The organism is Pseudodesulfovibrio sp. 5S69, assembly GCF_037094465.1.
Lineage (GTDB): Bacteria > Desulfobacterota > Desulfovibrionia > Desulfovibrionales > Desulfovibrionaceae > Pseudodesulfovibrio > Pseudodesulfovibrio methanolicus.
In genome coordinates this window covers 2957675-2981762 of sequence record NZ_CP146609.1, presented here as the reverse complement: position 1 = coordinate 2981762, position 24088 = coordinate 2957675, and the positions used below count along the sequence as shown (strand labels likewise).

Annotated in this window: 24 protein-coding genes, 2 tRNA genes and 1 riboswitch; of the genes, 19 read left to right on the top strand and 7 right to left on the bottom strand. The window is 65.2% G+C overall.

The features are described 5' to 3' along the window. The first annotated feature begins 6 nt into the window (after nucleotides 1-6). The 3 genes from priA (at nucleotide 7) to V8V93_RS14275 (ending at nucleotide 4390) form a co-directional block, all read left to right on the top strand. On the top strand, nucleotides 7-2373 hold the full coding sequence (gene priA, locus V8V93_RS14285) for a replication restart helicase PriA (protein WP_338667264.1): 2367 nt from the start codon (nucleotides 7-9) through the stop codon (nucleotides 2371-2373). Nucleotides 2374-2443: 70 nt separating this feature from the next. After that, nucleotides 2444-2953, top strand: a complete 510-nt coding sequence (locus V8V93_RS14280; RefSeq protein ID WP_338667263.1) for an OmpH family outer membrane protein — start codon at nucleotides 2444-2446, stop codon at nucleotides 2951-2953. Between the two features lie 12 nt (nucleotides 2954-2965). Beyond that, complete coding sequence (locus V8V93_RS14275; protein WP_338667261.1) at nucleotides 2966-4390, top strand: SH3 domain-containing protein; 1425 nt, start codon at nucleotides 2966-2968, stop codon at nucleotides 4388-4390. 65 nt (nucleotides 4391-4455) lie between these two features. Here the strand turns inward: V8V93_RS14275 and V8V93_RS14270 are convergent, their stop codons facing one another. Continuing rightward, a complete protein-coding gene (locus tag V8V93_RS14270; RefSeq protein ID WP_338667260.1) occupies nucleotides 4456-4896 on the bottom strand; it encodes a hypothetical protein in 441 nt (146 codons plus the stop codon). 111 nt (nucleotides 4897-5007) lie between these two features. Then, nucleotides 5008-5111: riboswitch (TPP riboswitch) on the top strand. A 77-nt stretch (nucleotides 5112-5188) separates the two neighbouring features. Here V8V93_RS14270 and thiS point away from each other — a divergent pair. The 7 genes from thiS (at nucleotide 5189) to V8V93_RS14235 (ending at nucleotide 11336) form a co-directional block, all read left to right on the top strand. Continuing rightward, complete coding sequence (gene thiS / locus V8V93_RS14265; RefSeq protein ID WP_338667259.1) at nucleotides 5189-5389, top strand: sulfur carrier protein ThiS; 201 nt, start codon at nucleotides 5189-5191, stop codon at nucleotides 5387-5389. A gap of 8 nt (nucleotides 5390-5397) precedes the next feature. Continuing rightward, complete coding sequence (locus tag V8V93_RS14260) at nucleotides 5398-6177, top strand: thiazole synthase (RefSeq protein ID WP_338667258.1); 780 nt, start codon at nucleotides 5398-5400, stop codon at nucleotides 6175-6177. Next, nucleotides 6174-7310 (top strand): 2-iminoacetate synthase ThiH, encoded by a 1137-nt coding sequence (gene thiH / locus V8V93_RS14255; RefSeq protein WP_338667257.1) that lies wholly within the window; start codon nucleotides 6174-6176, stop codon nucleotides 7308-7310. Before V8V93_RS14260 ends, thiH begins: the two co-directional genes overlap by 4 nt. Next, entirely contained in the window at nucleotides 7307-7936 is a 630-nt protein-coding gene (thiF, locus tag V8V93_RS14250) for a sulfur carrier protein ThiS adenylyltransferase ThiF (protein ID WP_338667256.1), read from the top strand. The genes thiH and thiF overlap by 4 nt, the downstream gene beginning before the upstream one ends. Continuing rightward, a complete protein-coding gene (gene thiE, locus V8V93_RS14245) occupies nucleotides 7936-8586 on the top strand; it encodes a thiamine phosphate synthase (RefSeq protein ID WP_422394419.1) in 651 nt (216 codons plus the stop codon). Before thiF ends, thiE begins: the two co-directional genes overlap by 1 nt. Nucleotides 8587-8590: 4 nt before the next feature. Further along, nucleotides 8591-9895 carry a phosphomethylpyrimidine synthase ThiC gene (thiC, locus tag V8V93_RS14240; RefSeq protein ID WP_338667254.1) on the top strand — a complete coding sequence of 435 codons (1305 nt, stop codon included), beginning with the start codon at nucleotides 8591-8593 and terminating at the stop codon, nucleotides 9893-9895. 415 nt (nucleotides 9896-10310) lie between these two features. Beyond that, nucleotides 10311-11336: a 2,3-butanediol dehydrogenase gene (locus V8V93_RS14235; protein ID WP_338667253.1), complete on the top strand. Its 1026-nt coding sequence runs from the start codon at nucleotides 10311-10313 to the stop codon at nucleotides 11334-11336. A 146-nt stretch (nucleotides 11337-11482) separates the two neighbouring features. Here the strand turns inward: V8V93_RS14235 and V8V93_RS14230 are convergent, their stop codons facing one another. The 3 genes from V8V93_RS14230 to V8V93_RS14220 all read right to left on the bottom strand — a co-directional run bounded on the left by V8V93_RS14230 (nucleotide 11483) and on the right by V8V93_RS14220 (nucleotide 15206). Continuing rightward, nucleotides 11483-12553: a hypothetical protein gene (locus V8V93_RS14230; protein WP_338667252.1), complete on the bottom strand. Its 1071-nt coding sequence runs from the start codon at nucleotides 12551-12553 to the stop codon at nucleotides 11483-11485. A gap of 71 nt (nucleotides 12554-12624) precedes the next feature. After that, nucleotides 12625-13416, bottom strand: a complete 792-nt coding sequence (locus V8V93_RS14225) for a DUF4079 family protein (protein WP_338667251.1) — start codon at nucleotides 13414-13416, stop codon at nucleotides 12625-12627. A gap of 386 nt (nucleotides 13417-13802) precedes the next feature. After that, nucleotides 13803-15206 carry a DASS family sodium-coupled anion symporter gene (locus V8V93_RS14220; protein WP_338667250.1) on the bottom strand — a complete coding sequence of 468 codons (1404 nt, stop codon included), beginning with the start codon at nucleotides 15204-15206 and terminating at the stop codon, nucleotides 13803-13805. Nucleotides 15207-15597: 391 nt separating this feature from the next. On the opposite strand from V8V93_RS14220, the gene V8V93_RS14215 reads away from it, so the two are divergent. The 5 genes from V8V93_RS14215 to V8V93_RS14195 all read left to right on the top strand — a co-directional run bounded on the left by V8V93_RS14215 (nucleotide 15598) and on the right by V8V93_RS14195 (nucleotide 19909). Next, complete coding sequence (locus V8V93_RS14215) at nucleotides 15598-16587, top strand: ABC transporter substrate-binding protein (RefSeq protein ID WP_338667249.1); 990 nt, start codon at nucleotides 15598-15600, stop codon at nucleotides 16585-16587. A 156-nt stretch (nucleotides 16588-16743) separates the two neighbouring features. Beyond that, nucleotides 16744-17247 (top strand): MarR family winged helix-turn-helix transcriptional regulator, encoded by a 504-nt coding sequence (locus V8V93_RS14210; protein ID WP_338667248.1) that lies wholly within the window; start codon nucleotides 16744-16746, stop codon nucleotides 17245-17247. A 45-nt stretch (nucleotides 17248-17292) separates the two neighbouring features. Next, nucleotides 17293-17583, top strand: a complete 291-nt coding sequence (locus V8V93_RS14205) for a cupin domain-containing protein (protein ID WP_338667247.1) — start codon at nucleotides 17293-17295, stop codon at nucleotides 17581-17583. A 2-nt stretch (nucleotides 17584-17585) separates the two neighbouring features. Further along, nucleotides 17586-18776, top strand: a complete 1191-nt coding sequence (locus tag V8V93_RS14200; RefSeq protein WP_338667246.1) for an MFS transporter — start codon at nucleotides 17586-17588, stop codon at nucleotides 18774-18776. A 176-nt stretch (nucleotides 18777-18952) separates the two neighbouring features. Then, a complete protein-coding gene (locus V8V93_RS14195; RefSeq protein WP_338667245.1) occupies nucleotides 18953-19909 on the top strand; it encodes an aldo/keto reductase in 957 nt (318 codons plus the stop codon). A 101-nt stretch (nucleotides 19910-20010) separates the two neighbouring features. On the opposite strand, the gene V8V93_RS14190 is transcribed toward V8V93_RS14195, so the two are convergent. Continuing rightward, nucleotides 20011-20087, bottom strand: a tRNA-Met gene (locus V8V93_RS14190). A gap of 139 nt (nucleotides 20088-20226) precedes the next feature. After that, nucleotides 20227-20303, bottom strand: a tRNA-Met gene (locus V8V93_RS14185). Nucleotides 20304-20464: 161 nt separating this feature from the next. Between V8V93_RS14185 and V8V93_RS14180 the strand changes: the two genes are divergently transcribed. From V8V93_RS14180 to V8V93_RS14170, 3 genes are read left to right on the top strand one after another with little or no spacing between them, the layout of a single operon-like run. Next, nucleotides 20465-21187: a glycosyltransferase family 2 protein gene (locus V8V93_RS14180; RefSeq protein ID WP_338667244.1), complete on the top strand. Its 723-nt coding sequence runs from the start codon at nucleotides 20465-20467 to the stop codon at nucleotides 21185-21187. Nucleotides 21188-21189: 2 nt separating this feature from the next. After that, on the top strand, nucleotides 21190-21450 hold the full coding sequence (locus tag V8V93_RS14175) for a lipid A biosynthesis domain-containing protein (RefSeq protein ID WP_338667243.1): 261 nt from the start codon (nucleotides 21190-21192) through the stop codon (nucleotides 21448-21450). Beyond that, nucleotides 21437-22150 carry a TVP38/TMEM64 family protein gene (locus V8V93_RS14170; RefSeq protein ID WP_338667242.1) on the top strand — a complete coding sequence of 238 codons (714 nt, stop codon included), beginning with the start codon at nucleotides 21437-21439 and terminating at the stop codon, nucleotides 22148-22150. The genes V8V93_RS14175 and V8V93_RS14170 overlap by 14 nt, the downstream gene beginning before the upstream one ends. A 40-nt stretch (nucleotides 22151-22190) precedes the next feature. Here the strand turns inward: V8V93_RS14170 and V8V93_RS14165 are convergent, their stop codons facing one another. After that, nucleotides 22191-22784: a phosphatase PAP2 family protein gene (locus V8V93_RS14165; RefSeq protein ID WP_338667241.1), complete on the bottom strand. Its 594-nt coding sequence runs from the start codon at nucleotides 22782-22784 to the stop codon at nucleotides 22191-22193. Between the two features lie 98 nt (nucleotides 22785-22882). On the opposite strand from V8V93_RS14165, the gene V8V93_RS14160 reads away from it, so the two are divergent. Then, on the top strand, nucleotides 22883-24016 hold the full coding sequence (locus V8V93_RS14160; protein ID WP_338667240.1) for a glycosyltransferase family 4 protein: 1134 nt from the start codon (nucleotides 22883-22885) through the stop codon (nucleotides 24014-24016). Nucleotides 24017-24088: the final 72 nt, after the last annotated feature.

The following is a 24088-nucleotide window of genomic DNA, read 5'->3' as shown; positions in this document are numbered from 1 at the left end:
TCCGTCATGGCCGACCTCTGGCAGGTAACGCTCGTCAGTCCGCCCTATGAGACGTGGACCTACGGGCTCCCTTCGCATTTCCCGCCCCTTTCACCGGGGCAGCGGGTGATCATCCCCTTCGGCAAATCCCACCGCGCGGGCGTGGTGGTCGGCCCGGCCGAGCGCGTGCCCGAAGGCGTCGAGATCAAGAACATGATCTGGCCGCTGGAGCTTGCGCCCTTGCTGGACAAGGATTTCGTGGACATGGCCGTGAACCTGGCCTCCCGGCAGATGGTCCACGTGGGCCGTATCCTGGAAATCGCCCTGCCGCGCGGGCTGCGCACCGCGGCCGTGACCTTCAAGGTGGACCGGCACATGGCCGAACGGAACCTGCCCGCGTCCCTGCGGCCGTCCGACATCGTCAGGGTCGGGGACGAAGACCGGGCCGCGCTCCTGCGGCTGTGGCTCGACGGGCGCATGCGCGTGCGCATCAACGCCAGGAAGGAGGCCGAGGAGCGCTACGTCTCCCTGGAATCCGACCCGCCGTGGGCCGTGCGGCCCAACGCCAAGCGGCAGCTCCGGCTCCTGGAATACCTCATGGAGAACGGGCCGCAGTCACTGTATTCCCTGCGCCACACCCTGGGCGACTGGGCCCCGGACGTAGCCGCCAAGCTCGAAGGCGCGGGCGTGGTCCGGCTGGGCGAGCTGACCGCCGACCACCTGGCCGAGGTCGACCAGGGAGGCGTGAACGGCGCGGACGATCCCGGCTGCGAATTCACCCTGAGCGCCGAGCAGCGGACCGCCCTGGACGAGATGACCGGGACGCTGGATGGCGGCGGCGGCGCGCATCTGGTCCACGGCGTGACCGGCAGCGGCAAGACCGTGCTCTACATGGAGATGGCCCGGCGGCTGCTGGAGCAGGGACGGTCCGTGCTCTTTCTCGCGCCCGAGGTGGCCCTGGCCTGCCAGCTCTATCGCAACGTGGCCCGCCGGTTTCCGCATGTCCGGACCATTTTTTACCACGGCTACCAGAGCCCCAAGAAGCGCGAGGCCTCGTTCCGCGAGCTGGCCGGGGGGCGGGGGCCGGTCCTGGTGGTCGGCACCCGGTCCGCCGTGTTCCTGCCCCTGCCCGACCTGGGCATGGTGGTCATGGACGAGGAACACGACGAATCCTTCAAGCAGGAGGACCGGCTGGCCTACCACGCCAAGGAGGTGGCCTGGTTCCGCACGGGCCGGAGCAAAGGGCTGCTTCTGCTCGGCTCGGCCACGCCCGACGTCAAGACTTTTCAGGCGGCCAGCGCGGGGCGCATCCGGGTGTCCACCCTCAAGGAGCGGGTGGGCGACGCCAGGCTGCCCGACGTGGAGTTGGTCGACATCGCGGAGCTCGGCAGATCCAGGCAGCTCCTCTCGGACCGGGTGCGCGAGGCGGTCCGCGAGACCGTTGCGGCCGGGGAGCAGGTCATCGTCATGCTCAACCGGCGCGGCTACGCCCCGCTCATGTACTGCCTTGACTGCGGCGAGACCGTGCGCTGTCCGGACTGCGAGGTGGGCATGACCTACCACAAGGGCCGCGAGCGGCTGGTCTGCCACTACTGCGGCCGGACGTACGCCTACCCGCTGACCTGCCGTAAGTGCGGCGGCGTGAATTTCATCCCCATGGGCGAGGGCACGGAGCAGCTCGAAGAGGCCCTGGCCGAGCTTTTGCCCGAGGACGTCAAGGTCCTGCGCCTGGACCGCGACGCGACCAGGCGGCAGGAGCGGATGGAGGAGATCCTCGGGGCCTTCGGCCGGGGCGAGGCCCAGGTCCTGGTGGGTACCCAGATGATCTCCAAGGGGCACCATTTTCCGGGCGTGACCCTGGTGGTCGTGGCCGACGGCGATCTCGGCCTGAACCTGCCCGACTACCGCTCCTCGGAGCGGACCTTCCAACTGCTCGTCCAGGTGGCGGGCCGGGCCGGGCGCGGCGAGCACCCGGGCCGGGTGCTCATCCAGACGCGCAACCCGAACCATCCCATCTGGAAAGAGATTCTGGGCGGGGACTACCAGGGGTTCTTTGACCGCGAGGTCTCTCGGCGGACCCTGTTCCGCTACCCGCCGTTCTCACACATGGCCCTGGTGCGCATCAGTTTTCCGGTCGACTTCCAGGGCGGCCCGGCGGCCGTCACCCTCATGGGCCAGGTTTTGCGCGAGCAGGGCAGGGCGCTAGGCATCGACGTGCTCGGCCCGGCCCCGGCTCCCCTGTCCATGCTGCGCGGGCGCAAGCGGTTCAACTGCCTGCTCAAGTCCGATGACTGGGGCAAGGTGAGGGGGCTGTATGCGGCCATGGTCCGGGCCAATCCCGACCCGCGCACGGTGCGCACGGGCCTCGACCTCGATCCCCTGTCCACCCTGTAGGTATCGACAGGGGCCGGGTTGTCGGCTAGGCTGTCACAATTCTTCAACGACAATGAGGTAGTCACCCCCTATGAAGCGTTTTTCCCTTTCCCTGTGGCTGTCCGCAGCCTTGCTCCTGCTGGCGGTTCCGGCCCTGGCCCAGGCCTCCAAGGTTGGGTTCGTCAACCCGCAGCGGATCATCAACGAGTCCAAGATAGGCAAGATCGCCCAGGAGGACCTGGCCCGGCTCGGCAAGGAAAAGGACCGCCGGGTCCGCAAGGCAATGGACAAGGTCAACAGACTCCAGTCGAGCCTCAAGGAGGATGCCCTGTCCGTGAGCGAGCAGCAGAGCCGCGAGACCGGACTGCGCCAGGCCGCGCGCGATTACGAGCAGTTGGTCCGGAACAGCAACCAGGAGATCCAGAACGAGGAGCGGCAGCTCATCCGGTTCGTCATGCGCCGGGCCGATCCCATCCTCAAGGGCATCGCCAGGGAGCAGGGGTTCACCATGATCCTGACCGACCCCGAGATCATCGGGTATGTGGACAATTCCCTGGACATCACCGACCGGGTCATCTCGGAACTCAACTCCATGCTTTAGGCGGTGACATCCATGCGCAGAATCTCTTTCCTCGTCCTTGCCGCCGCCTGCCTGGTCCTGGCCGCGGCTCCGGCCTTCGCCTTCGGCAAGATCATGTACTCGGACCGCCCGCTCAACCTGCGTGACGGACGTTCGCCCAAAGCCGAGTGGGTCGGCAGCCTCTACGCCGGGCAGAAGGTCCGGGTGGCCCATGAAAAGGACGGCTGGGTGGCCGTGTACGAGCCTTCGGCCACCGACCCGAGCGAGTCCAGGGCCGCGGGTTTTTCCAACGCCAAGTTCCTCAAGCCCACGCGGGGCCGGTACGAGCCCAAGGAGTGGGGCGAACCGGCCGTTTCGTCCACCAAGCTGAACATCCGCTCCCGGCCGAACGTCCGGGGCGAGAAGATCCGCACCCTGCAACCCGGCGAGCGCGTGATCATCGACTTTCCCGAGGACGACTGGACCGTGGTCTTTTCGCCGAGCGCCACCATCCGCTCCAGGCTGAACGGCATCGGCTACGCCAGCGCCAAGTTCCTGGAGCCCGTTACGGCGGCGACGCCTCCGGCCCCGGCCCCTGAGCCCAAACCGGCCCCGGCGGCGCCCGTCGTCCGCCAGGCGGTGGAACCGCCGGCCCCGGCCAAGGCGGCGCCCACGGCGTCCACGGCCATCCGCCGGGTGGCCCTGACCAACAGGGTCAACGTGCACCAGAGTCGAACCACCAACTCCCCGCTGGTCCGGACCCTTGCACCCGGCGACGTGGTCCAGCTCGGGCTGCTGCGCAACGGGTGGTACGCGGTCTTCAAGGCCAGCGACATGATCCGCTCGGAGAGCAGCTCCATCGGCTATGCCTTGCAATCCGCCATGGACGCCAACTCCCGCGAGGCAGGCATGGTGGTCGCGCCCGCCGCGCCTTCCGCACCCGCCCGGCCCGCCACGCCCGCAAGGGACGTCGAGCCCGCCGAGCCCGTGATCTCCGCCGAAGCCCTCAAGGCCGAGGCGCTCAAGGACGACCGGCCCCTGCGTCCGGCCGCCAGGGCCGCGTCCGAACCGACCTTCTCGCCCAAGGCCGCACCCCGGGCGGGGAAGCAGCAGACCCTGGTCATCGACCGGTCCGCCTTCAAGGACGCCAAGCGGCCCGATCCCGCGCCGGACCAGAACGCCCACGGCTATCGCTTCAAGTTTCTGGAAAAGTCCGAGACCCGCGAGTACGGCCATGTCTGGATCACCCTCAAGGTCTTCCTGGCCACCACCAAGCTGCCCGACCGCGCGGCGCTGAAGGACTTTGCCTCCAGCCTGTGGAAGGAGCACCGGCGGGTGACCAAGAACGTGCTGGTGGAGGTCTATCTGCCGGGCATGGATCTGGACGACCTGGCCTGGGGCGTGGTCAAGTTCGATTACGACGGCATGACCGAGCTCTGGACCCGGCGGGCGACCCTGTTCGGCACCAAGTTCATGTAGCAGGATACGCAAAAAGCCCCCGCACGATCATCCGTGCGGGGGCTTTTCCGTTCCGTCGGGCCGGATCAGCCCATTTCCTGTTCGAGAAACAGGGGGACGGTCTTTTCCAGGGTAGAGCGCATGCGCGGCTTTTTCTGCGGGGATTTTTCCGATTCGTGAGGGAGCATGTACAGGCCGTGGCAGCTCTGGCATTCCCAGTGATTTTCGTGCCGGTGCAGGTGAACCAACAGGCCGTCGCGGTCGTAGCAGACCTGACAGAACGGTCCCTTGCGCTCGCCGTCCTCTTCAAGCCAGTACTTTTGTCCGTCGAACTGAACTTTTTCAGCCAGGTCAAGGACTTCCGCGACCTCGGCCAACTGTTGTTTCAGGGCCTGGTTTTCGTCGCAGACCGCCAGGAACTCATCCTGCAGGCTCTTGAGCAACGCCCTGCCTTCGTCGAACCGACCCGCCTCGAACAGGTCGAGGGCCCGCTTGAAACCGGTTGCCTGGTACAGAGTGGAAAACATGAAGAACATCCCCCGTTGCGTTATATGCCACGGGTGCCTTATCGGCCGGTTGCACAGGGGACTTTAGTCCGGATGAATAACTTTACAGGGCTGGAAAAACCGCATACGGTTCTTCATAGCTAGGGGGGCCCTTGTGGCTGAGATGGATCGAGCCGATCCGACCCTTTGAACCTGATTCGGACAATACCGACGGAGGGAAGCTGCCACAGGATGAGCCTTTGTCATCATGCCGCGCTTGCCCCACATCGGAGGCAGGCGTTTTTTTTGGCGCCGTGCCTGCAAGGAGACCACCATGTACGTCACCATCAACGGCAAGGCGGCGGAGCTTGACGAGCCCCTGACTATTCTCGCTTTGCTTGAATCAAGAGCGATCGCGCCCCAGGCCGTGGTCGTCGAACGCAACGGGGAAATCGTTCCCGGCGAGCGGTTCGGCGAAGTGAGTCTGGACGACGGCGACCATCTGGAAGTTCTCCGCTTCGTAGGCGGGGGTTAGGAGCAATCATGAGCAAGGATACTTTCGAGATCGGCGGCCGGACCCTGACCAGCCGTCTGTTCACCGGTACCGGAAAATACGGCGACGACGGCGTCATCCCGGAGGTCTGCGAGGCCTCGGGTTCCGAGGTCATCACCGTGGCCCTGCGCCGGGTGGACCTGGAGTCCGCCACCGGCAACGTCATGGATTTCATCCCCGAACACATGCAACTGCTGCCCAACACCTCGGGCGCCCGCGACGCGGACGAGGCCGTACGCATCGCTCGCCTGGCCCGGGCAATGGGCTGCGGCGACTGGATCAAGATCGAGGTCATCTCGGACAACCGCTACCTGCTTCCCGACGGTTATGAGACGGTCAGGGCCACGGAGATTCTGGCCAACGAGGGCTTCACGGTCCTGCCGTACGTCAACGCCGACCTGTACGTGGCCAAGGCGCTGGTCGACGCGGGCGCGGCCGCGGTCATGCCGCTGGGCGCGCCCATCGGCACCAACCGGGGGCTCAAGACCCGCGAGATGGTCCGTATCCTCATTGAGGAGATCGATCTGCCCATCGTGGTCGACGCGGGCATCGGCCGCCCGTCCGAGGCCTGCGAGGCCATGGAGATGGGCGCTGACGCGGTCCTGGTCAACACGGCCATCGCCACGGCCAGCGACCCGGTCATGATGGCCCGGGCCTTCGGCCGCGCGGTCCGCGCCGGACGCGAGGCCTACCTCTCCGGCCCCGGTGCCAAGCGCGTCCTGGCCGACGCCTCTTCGCCCCTGACCGGCTTCCTGGGAGGCGCGGCATGAGTTTTTACCCGCTCATGGAGACGTACGCCGAGGGACTGCCCGACGCGCGTTTCGACGACTTCACCGAACAGGACGTGCGCCGGGCCATCAACCGGACCACGGCCACGGTGGAGGACTTCATGGCCCTGATGAGCCCGGCCGCCTCCTCCCTGCTGGAGGAGATGGCGCGGAAGGCCAGCCGACTGACCGTCCAGCACTTCGGGCGGACCGTCAGCCTGTTCACGCCGCTCTACCTGGCCAACATCTGCACCAACCACTGCGTCTATTGCGGTTTCAACTGCACCAACAGGATTCACCGCTCCATGCTCAGCCTGGAGGAGGTGGACGCGGAGGGCGCGGCCATCGCGGCCACTGGACTCAGGAACCTGCTCATCCTCACCGGCGATGCCCCGGCCAAGACCGGGGTGGACTACCTGGAGGCCTGCACCAGGGTCCTGAACAGGCACTTCCCGTCCGTGTCCATCGAGGTCTTTGCCATGACCGAGGAGGAGTACGCCCGGCTGGTCCGGGCGGGCGTGGACGGCATGACCATGTTCCAGGAGACCTACGACGAGAAACTCTATGCCGTGCTTCACCCCAAAGGCCCCAAGCGGGACTACCGGTTCCGCCTGGACGCCCCGGAGCGGGCCTGCCGGGCGGGCATGCGCGTGGTCAACATCGGCGCGCTGCTCGGCCTGGGCGACTGGCGGCGCGACGCGCTGCTGACCGGCCTGCACGCGGCCTATCTGATGCACAACTATCCGGAGACGGACATCGCCGTGTCCCTGCCGCGCATGCGCCCGCACGTGGGCGACTGGGAGCCCGCCACCATCGTCTCGGACCGGGACATGGTCCAGTTCCTCATGGCCCTGCGGCTGTTTCTGCCCAGGGTGGGCATCACCATCTCCACCCGCGAGAACGCCGAGTTCCGCGAGAACATCCTGCCGCTGGGCGTAACCCGCATGTCCGCGGGCGTGTCCACGGCCGTGGGCGGACACGCGGACGAGACCAGCGGCGAGGAGAACACGGGCCAGTTCGACATCAGCGACGCGCGCAGCGTGGACGAGGTCTGCGCCGCCCTGCGCAGCAGGGGCTACCAGCCGGTCTTCAAGGACTGGGAGCCCCTATTCGAAACCAGGGGAGAAGGCATATGAACAAGGTGGAAGAAGGGATCGCCGTCCATATCGGCGAGGAGAACCTGGCCCGGCTGCAACGGGTGAAGATCGGCATCGCCGGGTGCGGTGGGCTGGGCTCCAACTGCGCCATGCACCTGGTGCGTAGCGGGTTCACCCGGTTCGTCTTGGTTGACTTTGACCGCGTGGAGTTTTCCAACCTCAACCGCCAGGCGTTCTTCAGCCTCCAGGTGGGGCAGTTCAAGGCCGAGGCCCTGGCCGCCAACATGCGCGCCGTGAACCCCGAACTGGAACTCGAAATCTACGTGGAGAAGGTGGACGTGACCCGGGTGAAGCGGCTCTTCGTGGACTGCGACGCCGTGGTCGAAGCCTTCGACGCCCCGGTGGCCAAGAAGCGGCTGGTGGAGGCCCTGCTGCCCCTGGGCAAGCTGGTGGTCGCGGCCTCGGGCATCGGCGGGTGCGGCGACGGCGACGCCCTGACCACGCGCAAGGTCCGCGACAACTTCTATCTCGTCGGCGACGGCGTGACCGAATGCTCTCTGGACACGCCGCCCCTGTCGCCCAGGGTGGGCATCGCCGCCGCCAAGCAGGCGGACGTCATCCTGGCCCATTTTCTGGGACGGCTGGGAAACGGGGAGGGCGAATGATGGCCTTCAATCGGCGTAACATCCTGGATACCGACCTGTACTGCCTGACCGCCGAGAAATTCTCCAACGGGCGGTCCAATATCGAGGTGGTCCGCGAGATGCTCGACGCGGGCGTGAAGCTCGTCCAGTACCGGGAAAAGGACAAGAAGGCGGGCGCAAAGCTCAAGGAGTGCCGCGCCATCCGCGAGATGACCCGAGCAGCCGGGGCCGCCTTCATCGTCAACGACGACATCGACATCGCCATCCTGGTGGGCGCGGACGGGGTGCATGTGGGCCAGGAGGACCTGCCCGTGGAGTGCGTGCGCGAGCTGGTCGGCCCGGACATGGCCATCGGCCTGTCCACGCACAGCCCGGAGCAGGCCCGCGACGCCATCAGGCGCGGCGCCGACTACATCGGCGTGGGCCCGATCTTCCGCACCTACACCAAGGACGACGTGGTCGACCCCGTGGGTCTCGAATACCTTGATTACGTGGTCGCCAACCACGACATCCCCTTTGTTGCCATCGGCGGCATCAAGGAACATAACCTCGGCGAGGTGGTCCGGCACGGCGCGCGCTGCGCGGCCCTGGTCACCGAAATCGTCGGGGGAGCGAATATTGCAGCTAAAATAACCGCCCTCCGCAATCAAATGGAAGCGGCGAAGGAGTAAATCAATGTCATATACCACTCAAATGGACGCGGCCCGCAAGGGTATCGTTACCCCCCAGATGGAGACCGTAGCCCGCAAGGAAAACATCCGCATCGAGGATCTCATGGAGCGGATGGCCAGGGGTTCCGTGATTATCCCGGCCAACAAGAACCACAAGAACCTGGATGCCGAGGCCGTGGGCGAAGGCATGCGCATCAAGATCAACGTCAACCTGGGCATCTCCAAGGACTGCTGCGACGTGGAACCCGAACTGGACAAGGTCCGGGCCGCCCTGGGCATGAAGGCCGAGGCCATCATGGACCTGTCCTGCTACGGCAAGACCCAGGAATTCCGGCAGAAACTGGTCGAAATGTCCCCGGCCATGATCGGCACCGTGCCCATCTACGACGCGGTGGGTTTCTACGACAAGAACCTCCAGGACATCACCGTGGATGAGTTCTTCCAGGTGGTCGAGCGCCACGTCATGGACGGCGTGGACTTCCTGACCATCCACGCGGGCCTGAACAAGCACACCGCCGAGAAGGTCAAGTCCGCGAAAAGGCTGACCAACATCGTTTCTCGCGGCGGCTCGCTGTTGTTCACCTGGATGGAGATCAACAACGCCGAGAACCCGTTCTACGAGCACTTCGACCGGCTGCTGGACATCTGCGAGGAATACGATGTGACCCTGAGTCTGGGCGACGGCTGCCGCCCCGGCTGCCTGTATGACGCCACCGACGCCTGCCAGGTGGAGGAGCTGATCACCCTGGGCGAGCTGACCAAGCGCGCCTGGGAGCGCAACGTCCAGGTCATGATCGAGGGCCCCGGCCACATGGCCATGAACGAGATCCCCGGCAACATGATGATCGAAAAGCGGTTGTGCCACAACGCCCCGTTCTACGTCCTCGGCCCGCTGGTCACGGACGTGGCTCCGGGCTACGACCACATCACGGCCGCCATCGGCGGAGCCATCGCGGGCGCGTCCGGCGCGGACTTCCTGTGCTACGTCACCCCGGCCGAGCACCTGCGTCTGCCCACCCTGGAAGACATGAAGGAGGGCATCGTGGCCACCCGCATCGCGGCCCACGCCGCCGACATCGCCAAGGGATACCCCGGCGCGGCGGACTGGGACAACAACATGGCCAAGGCCCGCGCGGCCCTGGACTGGGACGCCCAGTTCGCCCTGGCCATGGATCCGGTCAAGCCCGTGGAATACCGCAAGTCCTCCGAGCCCGAGCACAAGGACTCCTGCACCATGTGCGGCAAGATGTGCGCCGTGCGCAACATGAACCGCGTGCTTGAGGGCAAGGATATCCAACTGGACGACTAGCCGCGTCCGGCCGTCCGCCGAAATCGGCCCCGGAGGCATTCCGCCTCCGGGGCCTTTTTCGTTGTTGCCCGCAACGCCCGGCAGCTTCGGGCACCTTTCCCGCCTCCGTTTTCTGTTCGGAAAGCTGACAGTTTCCTCCCCCGTGTTCGAATTCGGCACAACCCCGGTTTGTTGACCCTTTCTATCCGGAATTGGATTCGGTTTTTTTCGCGTCGTGGTATCATTGGAGTTCCTGGCCGGAACGGCGCGGGAGCTGGGTCGTGTCCTTCCGTCTCGGCATGGGGGGTGCAACCGGGCAGGCACCGTCACAATCGCGCTGGTAGCAACCGTGGACTCCTTAACCTGAAATTAAAGGAAGTTACCTATGAGTGAGACAATGCGAGCCGCAGTTTGGCATGGCAGAGAGGATGTGCGTGTGGAGACCGTCCCCGTTCCCCCGTCCCCGCCGGCGGGTTGGGTCAAGATCGCCGTGGACTGGTGCGGCATCTGTGGATCCGACCTGCACGAGTACGTGGCCGGTCCCATCTTCATCCCGGTGGACGCCCCCCATCCCCTGACCGGGAAGCAGGGCAGCCTGATCCTGGGCCATGAATTCACCGGCAGGGTGGTCGAGGTCGGCGACGGCGTGAGCAACGTCAAGGTCGGCGACATGGTCGCCCCGGACGCCTGCCAGCACTGCGGCGAATGCATCACCTGCCGGACCGGGCGGTACAACGTCTGCGAAAAGCTGGCCTTTACGGGGCTGCACAACGACGGGGCGTTCGCCAAGTACGTCAACGTCCCGGCCGAGCTCTGCTTCGTGCTGCCCGAGGGCGTGTCCCCCGAGGCCGGCGCCGTCATCGAACCGTTGGGCACCGGCTTCAAGGCCGTGCGCGAGGCCGGGACGATCCTCGGCGAGACGGTCGTGGTCATCGGCGCGGGCACCATCGGTCTGGGCACTCTGATGGCCGCCAAGGCCGCGGGTGCGGGCAAGGTCATCGTCCTGGAGATGTCCGCCGCCCGGATCGCCAAGGCCAAGGAATGCGGCGCGGACGTGGTCCTCAACCCCCGCGAATGCGACGCCGTGGCCGAGGTCAAGGCCATGACCAACGGCTCCGGGGCCGACGTCTCCTTCGAGTGCGTCGGCAACAAGATGACCGGCCCCCTGGCCGTGGACATCATCCGCAACGCGGGCCGGGCCATCATCGTGGGCATCTTCGAGGAGCCCAGCGAGTTCAACTTCTTCAGCCTGAGCGGCACGGACAAGCGCGTCATCGGCACCCTGGCCTACACCCTGGAGGACTTCATCGGCGTGTCGGCCCTGCTTGCCAACGGTGCGCTCAAGGCCGAACCGCTGATCACGGGCCGCATCGGCCTGGAGGACATCGTGGAGAAAGGTTTCCTGGAGCTGATCAACAACAAGGACGAGAACATCAAGATCCTCGTTAAACTGGGGGAATAGCCATACCCGTCGACGGATGCCCGGAGGCCCTGCACCGGCGCGAGACGTTACCGTCGAGAATGTGATGGTCAGTGTGGTTCCCCGACCCCACAACCCAGCGGGCCGCTACCCTGTGGCGGCCCGCCGTCGTTCCCTTTCCCTTTTCCCTATTCCGGCTTGTGCCCGTAGGCTGCGAACACCGGGTCGCTGACACCCTTGGTCTTGAGGAATGCGGGGTCTTCGCGGTCGCGCCAGTCGTTGCGCATCGAAACCGTGCCCAATCCTTCCGTGAATCCGGCCATGCGCAGGTATTCCAGGGCCAGACCCATGCGCTCGAAGGGATGGAGTTCGCGCCAGCCCCGGATGGCCCGGTCCGGGTCGAAGGCCTCGGTGAAGGCCAGGACCACGGGGGCGCCGGGCGGCAGGAAGTAGGCGACGTAGCGCAGGATGTCCACAGGCCGGTCCATGTATTCGAGTGAGCAGAGGCAGGCCGCCGCGTCGTATTGCCCGGTGGGGCGCTCGGAGTCCGGGGAGAGGTCCAGGACGCGCATGCCGGGCTTCACGAACCGGCCCAGAATGCGTCGGTAGTTGCGCAGGGCGGCCGCGTCGGGCGCGGGCGGGCGGAAGTCCTCGCCGAGGTCCGCCGCGCGGTCGAAGAAGGCGGGGTGGAAGAAGTCCGGCGGCTCGCCGTCGAGCAGGGCCTGCATGCCCGGCCCCCAGTCGCAGGTGGCCTCGCGCCAGTGGGTCAGGGAGCCGTAGGTCCCGGTGTCGCGCTCCTCCAGATACTGGATCTTCGCCTCAATGGTCACCGGCACGTCGGCCAGGGGGTGGTTGCGGTCGGCGGTAAAGGTCTCGTCGTCCAGACCGACCAGACGGAACGGGGTCAGGGTGTCCGGGTAGACGTCCAGCAGCCCGTCGATGTGCCCCTGGGGGTAGAACCGGCCCATGCGCGGGATGATCGGCTCGCCCGATACGGTCTTGGGCCGGAGCCGGTCTCGGGTCAGGCGCAGGACCAGGCTGTCCCTGCGCCGGGGGATGCACAGGCGGGGCGCATAGGTGAAGGCCACTGATTCCCCGGCCCTTTTGCCCTCCAGGGCCTCGCGCATGCCGCGCGGAAAGATGTCGTTCACCGGGTTGACTCTGCGGCCCAGGAACCATTCCTCATGCTGCTCGCCGTCCCGTTGCCAGGTTACGGTGAACTCCAGTGCGCCGATGGCGTTGTCGTTGAATACGGTCATGGTGCGCGAATAATGGACATAAAAAAGGCGGGGTTGCAAGCCCCGCCTTGAATATTCCGCGACAAACCGGCCTAGGACGAGAGAATGCGGGCGACAATGACGATGCCCGTGACGAGTTGGCCCAAGGCCAGGAGCATGAGCAGCATGTTGGCCACGCCGTGCAGGATGGGCAGCATCTTGCGCTTGGCTTTTTTGCGGTCCATGTACAGGCCCGAGGCGCCGCCGAAGGCGATGAGCGCGAGCATGACCGAGGCCACGCCCTCGTGCAGTTCGTAGGCGTCGGGGATGCCGTGGAGCATGTCGGTGACGATGGACCCGCCCACGGCTCCGGCGACCCACAGGCCCATAACCACCAGCCCGTACCGCGTGTGCCCCTTCCAGTTGAAGGTGACCTTTTGCTTGAGCAGCGAGAAGCGGGCGCGGTTCACGCCCTGCCAGGCCACCCACAGGGACAGGAGCAGAGTCAGGATCATGAGCACGGGATGGGCCAGGATCACGGCGGTTGGGACGGCGGCCACCCTGGCTTCCAGGCTGTCCGGAGAAGGACAGTTCAGGGCCTCGCGGACCTTGGCGTGGTCCGGGTTGGCGAGCAGGGCGACCAGGCCGGGGACCTGAGCTGGCCCCACGTGCGCCCCGTTGGCAATCATGCGTTTGACCGTCTTGGTCCAGAACTCGCCGTCTTTGTCCACGTTTCGGCAGATGCGCTCCACCGAGTGGCAGGCGAGGCAGGGCTTGATCTGCGGCGCGGGGTCGGCTGCGCGGGCTGGAACGGCCAGCAGGAGCCAGCACAGGAGGAGTGGAGCGAGAAGGCGCGGAAGGCGTCCGAATGTTGCCGCCGGGAGGGAGAGGGTATTGGTTTTCATAATTCGATCTTATAACCGATAAACAGGGTCGCCCGTCAACCATTTCGGCCGGTTCTTCACCAAATGAATCATTTTGTTCGCGGTTGTCGGGGGTTGATGCGTTTTGCCATGTTAACTCAATGAAATAAATTAATTTTTTATAAAACATGTCAACTGGGGTAAGAATCCCGAATAGATTGTCTCCTCGGAGATACCGCCCCTTTGTCCTCTGGGGCATCCTTTTGCAGACTATCCGAAGCCCGGCTATTTGACCGGGCTCTTTTGTCTCGTCGAACCGGCCGGTTCGACGCATTCGGATGCGAAGCATTGTTCCGCATTCGTCCGTGCCGACAAAAAACCGGCCGCAACGGAGTGCGGCCGGTCGGTCGGTTCGCGGCGGGGCGCGGTCAGACGTAGAAGACCGTGACCCCGATCATGGACAGGAGATAGAACAGGCCGAAGATGCCGCCGAGCGCCCACCAGCGCGCCTGGCTGATGAAGCCAGCGCCGTACCAGATGGGCGAGGGGCCGGTGGCGTAGGGGGTGATGATGCCCATGAGGCCGAGGGAGCCGGCCAGCATGAGGGCGACCTTGGGGAGCATCTCGGGCGGCAGCAGCGGGGCGGCCGTGGCCATGAACAGGGGCAGCAGGGCCGTGGTGTGCGCCGTGGTGCTGGCGAAGAAGTAGTGGAGCACGAAGAAGAGGATGACCAGCAGGACGACCACCGAGCCCGGCGCCATGCCGGTCAGGTTGGTGGAGATCATGTTGCCCACCCAGTCGAGTACGCCGGTCTTCTTGAGCCCCGCGGCCATGGCCACCAGGGTGGCGAACCAGGTCAGGACGTTCCAGGCGCCCTTGTTGGTGATGACGTCCTCCCAGGTGATGATGTTGGTCAGGACCATGAGGGTCAGCACGAAGATGGCGGCCACAGTGGAGTTCACGTGCAGTTGCTTGCCGAATATCCAGAAGATCAGGGCCAGGATGGCATAGCCGAGCATCATCAGCTCCTTGGTGCTGACGGAGCCCATCTTGCGCAGTTCCTCGGCGGCCCAGGCCGGGGCCTCGGGTGAGTGCTTCAGGGTCGGGGGGAAGAGCAGGTAGCCCAGCCACGGGGTCAGGATAAACAGGGGCAACATGGCCGGGATCATGATCTTGGCCCAGTCGCCCCAGCCGATGGAGATGCCCACGCTCTTCTGGATCATGTCCACGGCCAGCAGGTTCGGGGCCAGGGCGGTCAGGAACATGGAGCTGGTCACGCAGGTGGCGCTGATGCCCACCCAGTGCAGGTAGGCGCCCATCTTGCGCGGCTCGTTGTCCGGGGTGGAGTTGAACATGGGCGGGATGTTGCTGGCGATGGGGTAGATGGTGCCCGCGCTGCGGGCGGTGTTGGACGGCATGAACGGGGCCAGGATGGCGTCCGAAAAGGCGATGGCGTAGCCCAGGCCGAGGGTGGACTTGCCCAGGAGGCGGATGAGCAGCAGGCTGATCCGCTTGCCCAGGCCGGTCTTCTGGTAGCCCAGGGCGAACATGAAGGCCGAGAAGATCAGCCAGATAACGCCGTTGGAGAACCCGGACAGGGCCCAGTTGCGGTTGACGGTCGGGCTCGGGTCGATGAGCCCGAGCACCGCCACCAGGGCGACGCCGGTCAGGCCCACCAGGGCGGCCGGTACGGGTTCGATGATGAGCCCGACGACGACGCCGACGAAGATGGAGAGAAAATACCACGCCTGGGGGGTCAGCCCCTCGGGGGTGGGCAGGATGGCCATGAGCACGGCCACGATGACCGGTGAGAACTTCAGGAGAGTCTTCATGCTACAAACCTCGTCTTGATGCAGTGGTTGCTGTGAAGTTTGAAGAGGTGAACGATTGCCAGGCCGAAAACGCTCGCACCGCCGGATAGTATCTATCCTACTCTCCCCAATGCCAGAATCGAATTGGACAGTCAAACAAGCGCTTGATCCGGGGCGCCCGGACGGCCAGGATATTCGACCGGCGACGTGGCAAGGCGCGCGTTCCGGTTGCCGCGAAATGATTCGTGAAGGCGCCGCGCGGTCTTCGCCAGGCTGTATAGGGTCGGGAATGCACCGGGGAACAGCCCGGAAAGGCGGAATATAATTGTTGCCGCGGCGGCTTGGTGTTCAAATGGGGATCAGCTTCGGGGGCAAGGGGGGAAATGGCTTCGAGCGCATCGGGAGGGATGTCGTGGACGGAAGAGTCGCATGGATCAGCTATCTCTCGGTGGCCGCCTTGCTGATGCTGACGGCTGTGCCGTCCCTTGCCGCGCAGAAACGGATCCTGCTCATTCAGAGCTATGACCCGTCCCTGCCGTGGACCGGCCAGTGCGAGCGGGGCATCCGCAGCGCCCTGCCCGAATCCGTGGCCCTGGACATCACCTACCTCGATACCAAGCGCAGAACGCCCGCCGAGTACCGTGCGAACGTGGACGAGGCCATGGCCCGGTTTCAGCGGACCAGGCCCGACCTGGTCATGCTCGGAGACGACAACGCCTTGCGCATCCTCGGGCCGGCCATAGCCGACACCGGGGTCCCGGTGGTCTACTTCGGCATCAACAACAATCCCCGCAGCTATTTCAGGAGCCTGCCGCCCAACGTGGTCGGCGTCATCGAGCGCATCCCGCTGTTCCACTGGGTCAGGGTGCTGACGGGCGTCGTCCCGGACGCGCGGAACATCCTGGTGCTCATGGACGACAGCCCCACGGCCAAGGCGATCTTCGATACCAACTTCATGGGACGACAATCAGTGGCCTTTGACGGCCGGACCGTGCGTTGCGCCCTGATCGACGAGTGGGCGCGTTGGCGGGAGACAGTCCTTGCCAATGGATACGATTTTATCCTCATGCCCATCTATCACGCCCTCAAGGACCGGAACGGGGAGCACGTCGATTACAAGACCGTCGTGGCCTGGACCTCGGAGCACGGCACCGCGCCCGTGTTCGCCACCCAGGACTATGCCGTCGGCGATCAGGGCGTGGTCGGGGCGCTGGTCCTGGTCGGCGAGGAACACGGCGCCATTGCCGGGCGGCTGGCCGCCGGCATCCTCAGGGGCCAGGACATCGCCGACCTCTCCGCCCTGGACGACCAGCAGGGCCGGATGTTCTTCAACAGGAAGCAGTTGGCCCGCTTCGGGCTCGTCCTCCCTCCGGACCTGGCCGAGCGGGCGGTCTTCCGATAACCCCGCACTTATCCCGCCCGGCTCGTGGCCGGTAAAAATATCGCGCGATAACAGGTTGTCGGCGCGAACGGACAGCCGATTCCCGCAGAGCGGATTGACAACATCGGTCAAAATCAATATTGTTGTCATGACAACAAAATCCACCCCGGAGAAGCAATGGACAACAATCGTTTGGGTACGGGTATCCCGGACGGCAAGGAGTATTACGACGAGTTGCCGGACTATTTGTCCGACGGGTTCATCGGCTTTTTGTTGTATACAACGGCCCTGTCTCTCAAAAAGCGCTTATTGCGCGCGCTGGATGATTCGGGGCTTGGGATAAGCCGGGAGCAGTTCACCCTGCTCGGCCTGCTCTGGCAGGAGGACGGCCTGTATCAGAGCGAACTGGCCGAACGGGCGTTCAAGGACCGGCACAGCGTGACCCGCATCCTCGCGGGGATGGAGTCCAAGGGGCTGGTCGAGAGACTGCCCGACGAGCGCGACGCCAGGCTGGCCCGCTGCCACCTGACCGAGGCCGGGCGTTCCCTGTGCGGTCCGCTGCGAAAGGTGCACGCCCGCTACCTCAAGGAGGCCTTTCGCGGGATGGACGAGGAGGATGTGGCCGGGCTGCGCCGGGGGCTGCTCAAGCTGCGCCGCAACCTGGAGGAAGATCTTTCTTGACGGAATCGGTCTGTTGACCCGCAACCTTGAACCCAAGGAGGCATCATGCCCGACATCACCCGCATGTTTCGAGGACCGCTCAACGATTTCGAAGTCGAGGTCGTTTTCGGCGGCGTTGAGGACACCTCGCCGTACGAGGCCCACCCCTACGAGGAGTTCGTTTTTCTGGCCGAGGGGGAGATCGTCGTGACCCGCGACGACAAGGACGAGCCGGAGACGGTCACCGGTCCTGCCTTCCTGCACGTCCCGACCGGGGTCATGCACAGCTTCGACCTGCGCCAGACCCCGACCCGCCTGGTGGTTATCCACCCCGCCCGGAACGACGGAGGCGTCTGATCATGCCGCGAATCCAGGCCGGGCCGGACGACGGCCGGGAGCTTCGGCGTGATCTGGTCATCCTGCTCGGCAGCAGCCTCACGGTCATGGCCGGGGCGACCATCGCCCCCTCCCTGCCGCGCATGGCCGTCCACTTCCAGGACGCGCCCCAGGCCCAGATGCTGGTCAAGCTGCTGCTCTCGGTGCACGCCCTGTTCATCGCCCTGACCGCGCCGCTCATGGGCATGCTCATGGATCGGTTCGGACGCAGGCCGGTGCTGGCGGTCTCCCTGTTCCTCTACGGGTTGGGCGGCAGCTCCGGAGCGTACCTGGATTCGCTGTACGCCATCATGGCCGGGCGGGCTCTGCTGGGCGTGGCCGTGGCCGGGATCATGAGCGGCTTCACCACCCTGATCGGCGACTACTACCAGGGTGAGCGGCGCAACCGGCTCATGGGGATGCAGGCGGCGTTCACCGGCTTCGGCGGGCTGGTCTTCCTGACCGCCGGGGGCATGCTGGCCGACGTCAGTTGGCGCTACCCGTTCCTCATTTACCTGTTCGCCTTCTGCATCCTGCCCGGCGCGCTGGCCTATCTCTATGAGCCTGAAACGGACCCGCATGGACATGCCGGTACGGAAGGGGAGGAACGGGACTCGCTGGTCCGGTTCCTGCCCATCTATCTGCTGGCCTTCGTGGGCATGGTCATCTTCTACATGATCCCGGTCCAACTGCCGTTCTATCTGAAGTCCTTGGGCGGGGTCAGCAATACCGCCATCGGCGTGGCCATCGGGACCATGAACATGATCGGCGCGCTGTCGTCCATGCAATTCGGGCGGCTCAAGCGCCGCCTCTCCAATGCCGGGATATTCGCCCTGTTCTCCCTGCTCATGGGGCTGGGCTACGCCGTGGTCTGGCTGGCCGGAGGGTACCTCGGCGTACTGACGGGCATGGTCGTGGCCGGAATGGGCTTCGGGCTGCTCATGCCCAACGTCAACGTCTGGCTGCTCTCCCTGGTCTCGGCCCGGTCCAGGGGCAGGGCCGTGGGCGGGCTGACCACCTTCTTTCTGCTCGGCCAGTTCGTCTCGCCCATGCTCTTCGAGCCGTTGGTCGAGCGGTTCGGCATCGGCAACTGCTTCGGTGCCGTGGGCGCCGTTCTCATGGCCGGAGGCGTCCTGTTCGCGCTGTCCGCCCGGATTCCCCGTCAGCGGACTTGATTCTGCATGACAATGGATCGACATGGAGAAGGGCCTGCGGGAGAATGTACCGCAGGCCCTTTTTCTCGCGACGCCTTGGCAGCTTCCCGTCGGGGTGGTACGCTGAAGGGAACCGGCTGGAAGCATCGGGAGAACGTTCCGGCTTCGCCTGACCATGACGAACAGAGAGGGGACATATGAAGACGAGAACATTGGGGCAGGGCGGCCTCACCGTATCGGCCATCGGGCTCGGCTGCATGGGCATGTCCGATTTCTACGGGCCGAGGAATGAGAACGAGTCCCTCAAGACCCTCAACCACGCCCTGGACGTGGGCGTGAACTTCTGGGACACGGCCGACATGTACGGCGTGGGCGAGAACGAGCGGCTGCTCGGCAAGGCGCTGGCCACGCGGCGCGACGAGGTCGTGCTGGCCACCAAGTTCGGGGTCGTCCGGGGCGAGGTGGGCGAGTGGCTGGGCCTGGACGGCAGCCCGGACTATGTGCGCTCGTCCTGCGAGGCGAGTCTCGAACGTCTCGGCACGGACCGCATCGACATCTATTACCAGCACCGCATGGACCCGGCCACGCCCATCGAGGAGACCGTGGGGGCCATGGCCCGGCTGGTGGAGCAGGGCAAGGTCCGCCACCTGGGGCTGTGCGAGATCACGGCGGACGAGTTGCGACGCGCCGCCGCCGTGCATCCCATCGCCGCCCTGCAATACGAATATTCCCTGTGGACCCGCGAGGTAGAGGGCGACATCCTGGACGCGTGCCGGGAGCTGGGCATCGGCCTGGTGGCCTACAGCCCCATGGGGCGGGGCTTCCTGACCGGAAAGATCAAGAGCCGGGCCGACCTCGCCCCGGACGACTGGCGGCTGGAGAACCCGCGTTTTTCCGAAGCCAACCTGGCCCGGAACCTCAAGCTGGTCGAGACCGTGGAGGCCATGGCCCGGGACAAGGGCTGCACCCCGGCTCAGTTGGCTCTGGCCTGGCTCCTGGCCCAGGGCGAGGACGTGGTCCCCATCCCCGGCACCCGCCGGTCCGAGCGGCTGGATGAAAATGCGGCAGCCGTGGATGTCCGCCTGTCCCCGGAGGAACTGCAACGGATCGACGCGGTCCTCCCTCCGGGCGCGGCCTCGGGGGAGCGGTATTGATCGAGCGGATTGTCCGGGCCCCCGCGTTTCCAGGGCCGTCGCGCCGCCCGGACAAAAGAAAAAGCGGTTACATCCATTCAGATGTAACCGCTTGTTTTCCTTGGTAGCGGGGGCAGGATTTGAACCTACGACCTTCGGGTTATGAGCCCGACGAGCTACCGTACTGCTCCACCCCGCGACACGTGAGAGGCAGGTTCTAGGTTGATACCGGATCTTTGTCAACCCGCTGGGCTGTCTTTTTTTTGGGCAGGGGACTCCGCGTCTTGAACAAAAGAAAAAGCGGTTACATCCATTCAGATGTAACCGCTTGATTTCCTTGGTAGCGGGGGCAGGATTTGAACCTACGACCTTCGGGTTATGAGCCCGACGAGCTACCGTACTGCTCCACCCCGCGACACGTGAGAAGGAGTTTCTAGGTTGATGCCGGATTTTTGTCAACAGCAAATTTAGAGAAAGTCCCAAAAGATTTTCCAGACCGCGAAATCCTTGGTCAAACGGGGAAATGACCAGCAAAAAGTTTACAACCGTCCCCGAATTCCGTAGAGAATCACCCCTATGAGCAACGCAGAAAAGTTTTCCGTGGTCCTGCCGGTCTACAACGAGCAGGACAACCTCCAGAGCCTGTTCGCCGAGATCAGGGCTGCGGCCGACTCCACGGGCCGCCCCTGGGAGGCCGTGTTCGTGGACGACTGCAGCACGGACCGGAGCCTGGCGATCATCCGCGAGCTGGCCGAGCAGCACTCCGAGGTGCGCTATGTGGCCTTTGCCGAGAACCGGGGTCAGTCGGCCGCATTCTGCGCCGGTTTCGACGCGGTCGAATCCGACATCGTGGTCACCATGGACGCGGACCTGCAAAACGATCCGTCCGACATCCCGGACATGCTCGCCGCCTTCGGCAATGAGTGCGAGATGGTCATCGGCTGGCGGGCCCGGCGTCGGGATACCTTTATCAAGCGCATCTCGTCGCGGATCGCCAACAAGATCCGCGACTCCATCGTGGACGACGGTGTGCACGACACCGGCTGCTCCCTCAAGGTCATGCGCACGGACCTGCTGCGGCGCATTCCCCGGTTCAAGAACATGCACCGCTATTTCCCCATCCTGATGAAGATGGAGGGCGCGCGCATCCACGAGGTCAAGGTCAACCACAGGCAACGCGGGGCGGGCGTGTCCAAGTACGGCACCCTGGACCGGGCCCTGGCGGGCATCTGGGACCTCATCGGGGTCAAGTGGCTCATCACCCGGCACATCGGCTACACCGTCAAAGAGAAGAAATAGGCATGACCCTGCCCGACCACTGGTGGCTGCTGGCCCTGGTCGTGGTCGTCCAGGGGCTTTTTTTCGTGCGGATCGGTGTTTTACGAATGCGCGGGAAAGGAGTACAACCCTTGGCGCGTTCGGCGCAGGCGGCCCTGGCGGTCTCCGGGCTGGCCGGGTTGGCTTACGGGTTCGTGCAGCGCGACCCGCTGTTTTTCCTGGGTCAGGCGTGTTTGCTGGCCCTTTATTATTGTATGCAACGTGAGCGAAATGACCTCGGATAAGCAAGACTCCACCCTGAATTTCAAGTCCCTGGCCAAGGGGCTGATCATGCTGGCCGTGCTCGGCGGGGCGGTCTACGTCTCCCGGGCCATGGGCCTGGGCGACATGCTGTCCAACACCCAGTGGTTTAACGACCATGTGCTCGGGCGCGGGCCGCTGTCCGTGATCATCTTCCTGGCCGTGAGCACGGTCTTCACCGCCGTGGGGCTGCCCCGCCAACTGATCGGCTTCCTGGGCGGCTTCGCCTTCGGAATGTTCGGCGGCACGGTGCTGTCCACGGTGGGCTCGGGGTTGGGCTGCGCCATGGCCGCGCTGTACGCCCGCATGGGCGGCCGGGACCTGGTGGAGCGCAAGCTGGGCAAGAAGGTGCACAAGGTCAACCGGTTCCTCCAGCACGAGCCGTTCAACACGGCCCTGGCCATCCGGCTGTTCCCCCTGGGCTCCAACCTGATCGTCAACCTGGCCGCCGGGGTCAGCTCCATCCCGCTGCTGCCTTTCGTGCTTGGCTCGACACTGGGCTACATTCCCCAGAATTTCATCTTCGCCCTGTTCGGCGCGGGCATGAACCGCGAGTCGACTACGGGCGTGGTTCTGTCCGTGGGCATGAGCGTCGCGCTCTTCGCGTTCTCGGGCTGGTTGGGCATCCGGGTTTACCGGCGCTATCGCAGACAGGCCGGGGTCCCGGAGGACCTGGACGACTAGCCTGTTCCAGGGGGAATTCGTCCGTTCAAAGGGAATCCGCCTAGGGGCGTAGAGAAGGGTAGCGGCGCGCAAGCTCCCGCCACAGGAGCCAGACCGCTCCGGCCACGACCACGCCCCACAGCCATCCGGCCAGGACGTCCGTGGGATAGTGCTTGCCCAGGTAAACGCGGGAATAGCCCGAGAGGAGCGGCACCAGCAGCGGCCACGCCTTGAGGCCCGGCCACAGGAGCAGGGCCAGCAGGGCCAGGGTCATGGTGTTGGCGCAGTGGGCCGAGGGGTAGGACGAGCCGTTTTCCTTGGTCCGGACAAAGCTGTCCGGCCGGGAGCGCCATTCGCCGCTCTCTACGAAGCGGGTGCCGGCCACGGCGTTCAGCGGGCGGACCCGGTGGATCTCATCCTTGGCCAGCTTGGTGGTGAAATCGGAGACGCCCATGCCAGCCAGCAGGACGAGGAAGAGGATGAGTTGTTTTTTGCCGCCCTTGAGCACGGCCACGGCCACGGCCGCGGCCAGGATGACCATGAGCACGGCCATGGACGAGAACAGGGGCATGATCGTGTCCAGCAGACCGTTGTGCCAGTGCTGATTGATGAGCAGGAAGAGTTGCAGATCCAGGGCGGGAGTGGCGAAAAACATGGCGTTCCTTTCGATTTTTTTGGAATGCATAGCCGTCTTTGGCCCGGCGGGCAACTCCGGGGTTGCCAAACCGTAAAAAAGGTTCAAGAGTCCGATTCATGGAAAAAGCGGAAAGACAGGCGCGGCTGGCGGTGACCATGCCCAGGCTGAGCCGGTACGGCGGCGCGGAATCCTTTGCCTGGCGGCTGAGCGAGGCCCTGGCCGAGCGCGGCCACAAGGTCGACTTCATCTGCGCCCGGTGCGAAACCGACCCGCCCGACGGGGTCGAGCCCGTGGTGCTCGGCCGGTTCGGCGCCTTCCGCATGGTCAAGGTCCTGTGGTTCGCCTACGCCGCGGACAAGGCGTGCCGAAAGGGCGGTTACGACCTCGTCTTCGGCATGGGCAAGACCCTGAATCAGGACATTCTGCGCATTGGCGGCGGACCCATCTCCAAGTTCTGGGAGTTGTCCAAGCGGGCCTGGCCCGAGGGACCCGCCCGTTCCTTCAAGATGCTCCGCAGACGGCTGTCTCCCGGAAACTGGGCCATTCACCTCATCGACCGCATCCGCATGCGGCGCACCCCGCGCATCGTCTGCGTCTCCCACCTGGTCCGCGACTGGCTGGTGGAGGCGCACCCGTCCCTGAACAAGGACGCCATCGACGTGGTTTACAACCGACCGGACCTGGAGCGGTTCTCGCCCATCGGCGGTCAGGAGCGGCTGCGGCTGCGGGCCGCGTACCTGATCGGCGAGGACCAGGTGGTGGTGGCCACGGCGGCCACCAACTTCGCCCTCAAGGGCATCCGCCACCTGGTAGGCATGATGGCCCTGTTGCCCGAAAATTTCGTCCTGCACGTAGCCGGCGGGCGCAATCCGGCCCGGTACGAGCGCCTGGCCGGCGAACTCGGCGTGGCCGAGCGGGTCCGCTTCCTGGGCCGGGTGGACGACATGCCCGCCTTTTACCGCGCGGCCGACGTGTTCATCCTGGCCTCCTTCTACGACGCCTGCTCCAACGCCGTGCTCGAGGCCCTGGCCTGCGGCTGCCGGTCCGTGTCGAGCGGATTGAACGGGAGCGCCCGCTTCCTGCCGCAACGCTGGGTCTTCCCCGACCCCGCCGACGAGAAGGGCATGGCCGCCCTGGTCCGCCGGGTGGCCGACGAGCCCCGGCCCGGGCCGTTTGAGTGGCCCAAGGACGTGCGCTCGGGGCTGGAACCCTACATTGAAATGGTCGAGCGGGCGCTGGCCGAAAAATAGCCGTTCCGGCAGACGCGAAGCGGCCGGGGGATGGATGTCCCCCGGCCGTTTTGCGTCTTTTCGCCGGATTCC

What these genes read in the sequence shown, in the direction of transcription:
- priA (WP_338667264.1), top strand. Translation starts at nt 7, where the DNA reads ATGGCCGACCTCTGGCAGGTAACGCTCGTCAGTCCGCCCTATGAGACG.
- V8V93_RS14280 (WP_338667263.1), top strand. Translation starts at nt 2,444, where the DNA reads ATGAAGCGTTTTTCCCTTTCCCTGTGGCTGTCCGCAGCCTTGCTCCTG.
- V8V93_RS14275 (WP_338667261.1), top strand. Translation starts at nt 2,966, where the DNA reads ATGCGCAGAATCTCTTTCCTCGTCCTTGCCGCCGCCTGCCTGGTCCTG.
- V8V93_RS14270 (WP_338667260.1), bottom strand. Translation starts at nt 4,896, where the DNA reads ATGTTTTCCACTCTGTACCAGGCAACCGGTTTCAAGCGGGCCCTCGAC.
- thiS (WP_338667259.1), top strand. Translation starts at nt 5,189, where the DNA reads ATGTACGTCACCATCAACGGCAAGGCGGCGGAGCTTGACGAGCCCCTG.
- V8V93_RS14260 (WP_338667258.1), top strand. Translation starts at nt 5,398, where the DNA reads ATGAGCAAGGATACTTTCGAGATCGGCGGCCGGACCCTGACCAGCCGT.
- thiH (WP_338667257.1), top strand. Translation starts at nt 6,174, where the DNA reads ATGAGTTTTTACCCGCTCATGGAGACGTACGCCGAGGGACTGCCCGAC.
- thiF (WP_338667256.1), top strand. Translation starts at nt 7,307, where the DNA reads ATGAACAAGGTGGAAGAAGGGATCGCCGTCCATATCGGCGAGGAGAAC.
- thiE (WP_422394419.1), top strand. Translation starts at nt 7,936, where the DNA reads ATGGCCTTCAATCGGCGTAACATCCTGGATACCGACCTGTACTGCCTG.
- thiC (WP_338667254.1), top strand. Translation starts at nt 8,591, where the DNA reads ATGTCATATACCACTCAAATGGACGCGGCCCGCAAGGGTATCGTTACC.
- V8V93_RS14230 (WP_338667252.1), bottom strand. Translation starts at nt 12,553, where the DNA reads ATGACCGTATTCAACGACAACGCCATCGGCGCACTGGAGTTCACCGTA.
- V8V93_RS14225 (WP_338667251.1), bottom strand. Translation starts at nt 13,416, where the DNA reads ATGAAAACCAATACCCTCTCCCTCCCGGCGGCAACATTCGGACGCCTT.
- V8V93_RS14220 (WP_338667250.1), bottom strand. Translation starts at nt 15,206, where the DNA reads ATGAAGACTCTCCTGAAGTTCTCACCGGTCATCGTGGCCGTGCTCATG.
- V8V93_RS14210 (WP_338667248.1), top strand. Translation starts at nt 16,744, where the DNA reads ATGGACAACAATCGTTTGGGTACGGGTATCCCGGACGGCAAGGAGTAT.
- V8V93_RS14205 (WP_338667247.1), top strand. Translation starts at nt 17,293, where the DNA reads ATGCCCGACATCACCCGCATGTTTCGAGGACCGCTCAACGATTTCGAA.
- V8V93_RS14200 (WP_338667246.1), top strand. Translation starts at nt 17,586, where the DNA reads ATGCCGCGAATCCAGGCCGGGCCGGACGACGGCCGGGAGCTTCGGCGT.
- V8V93_RS14195 (WP_338667245.1), top strand. Translation starts at nt 18,953, where the DNA reads ATGAAGACGAGAACATTGGGGCAGGGCGGCCTCACCGTATCGGCCATC.
- V8V93_RS14180 (WP_338667244.1), top strand. Translation starts at nt 20,465, where the DNA reads ATGAGCAACGCAGAAAAGTTTTCCGTGGTCCTGCCGGTCTACAACGAG.
- V8V93_RS14175 (WP_338667243.1), top strand. Translation starts at nt 21,190, where the DNA reads ATGACCCTGCCCGACCACTGGTGGCTGCTGGCCCTGGTCGTGGTCGTC.
- V8V93_RS14170 (WP_338667242.1), top strand. Translation starts at nt 21,437, where the DNA reads ATGACCTCGGATAAGCAAGACTCCACCCTGAATTTCAAGTCCCTGGCC.
- V8V93_RS14165 (WP_338667241.1), bottom strand. Translation starts at nt 22,784, where the DNA reads ATGTTTTTCGCCACTCCCGCCCTGGATCTGCAACTCTTCCTGCTCATC.
- V8V93_RS14160 (WP_338667240.1), top strand. Translation starts at nt 22,883, where the DNA reads ATGGAAAAAGCGGAAAGACAGGCGCGGCTGGCGGTGACCATGCCCAGG.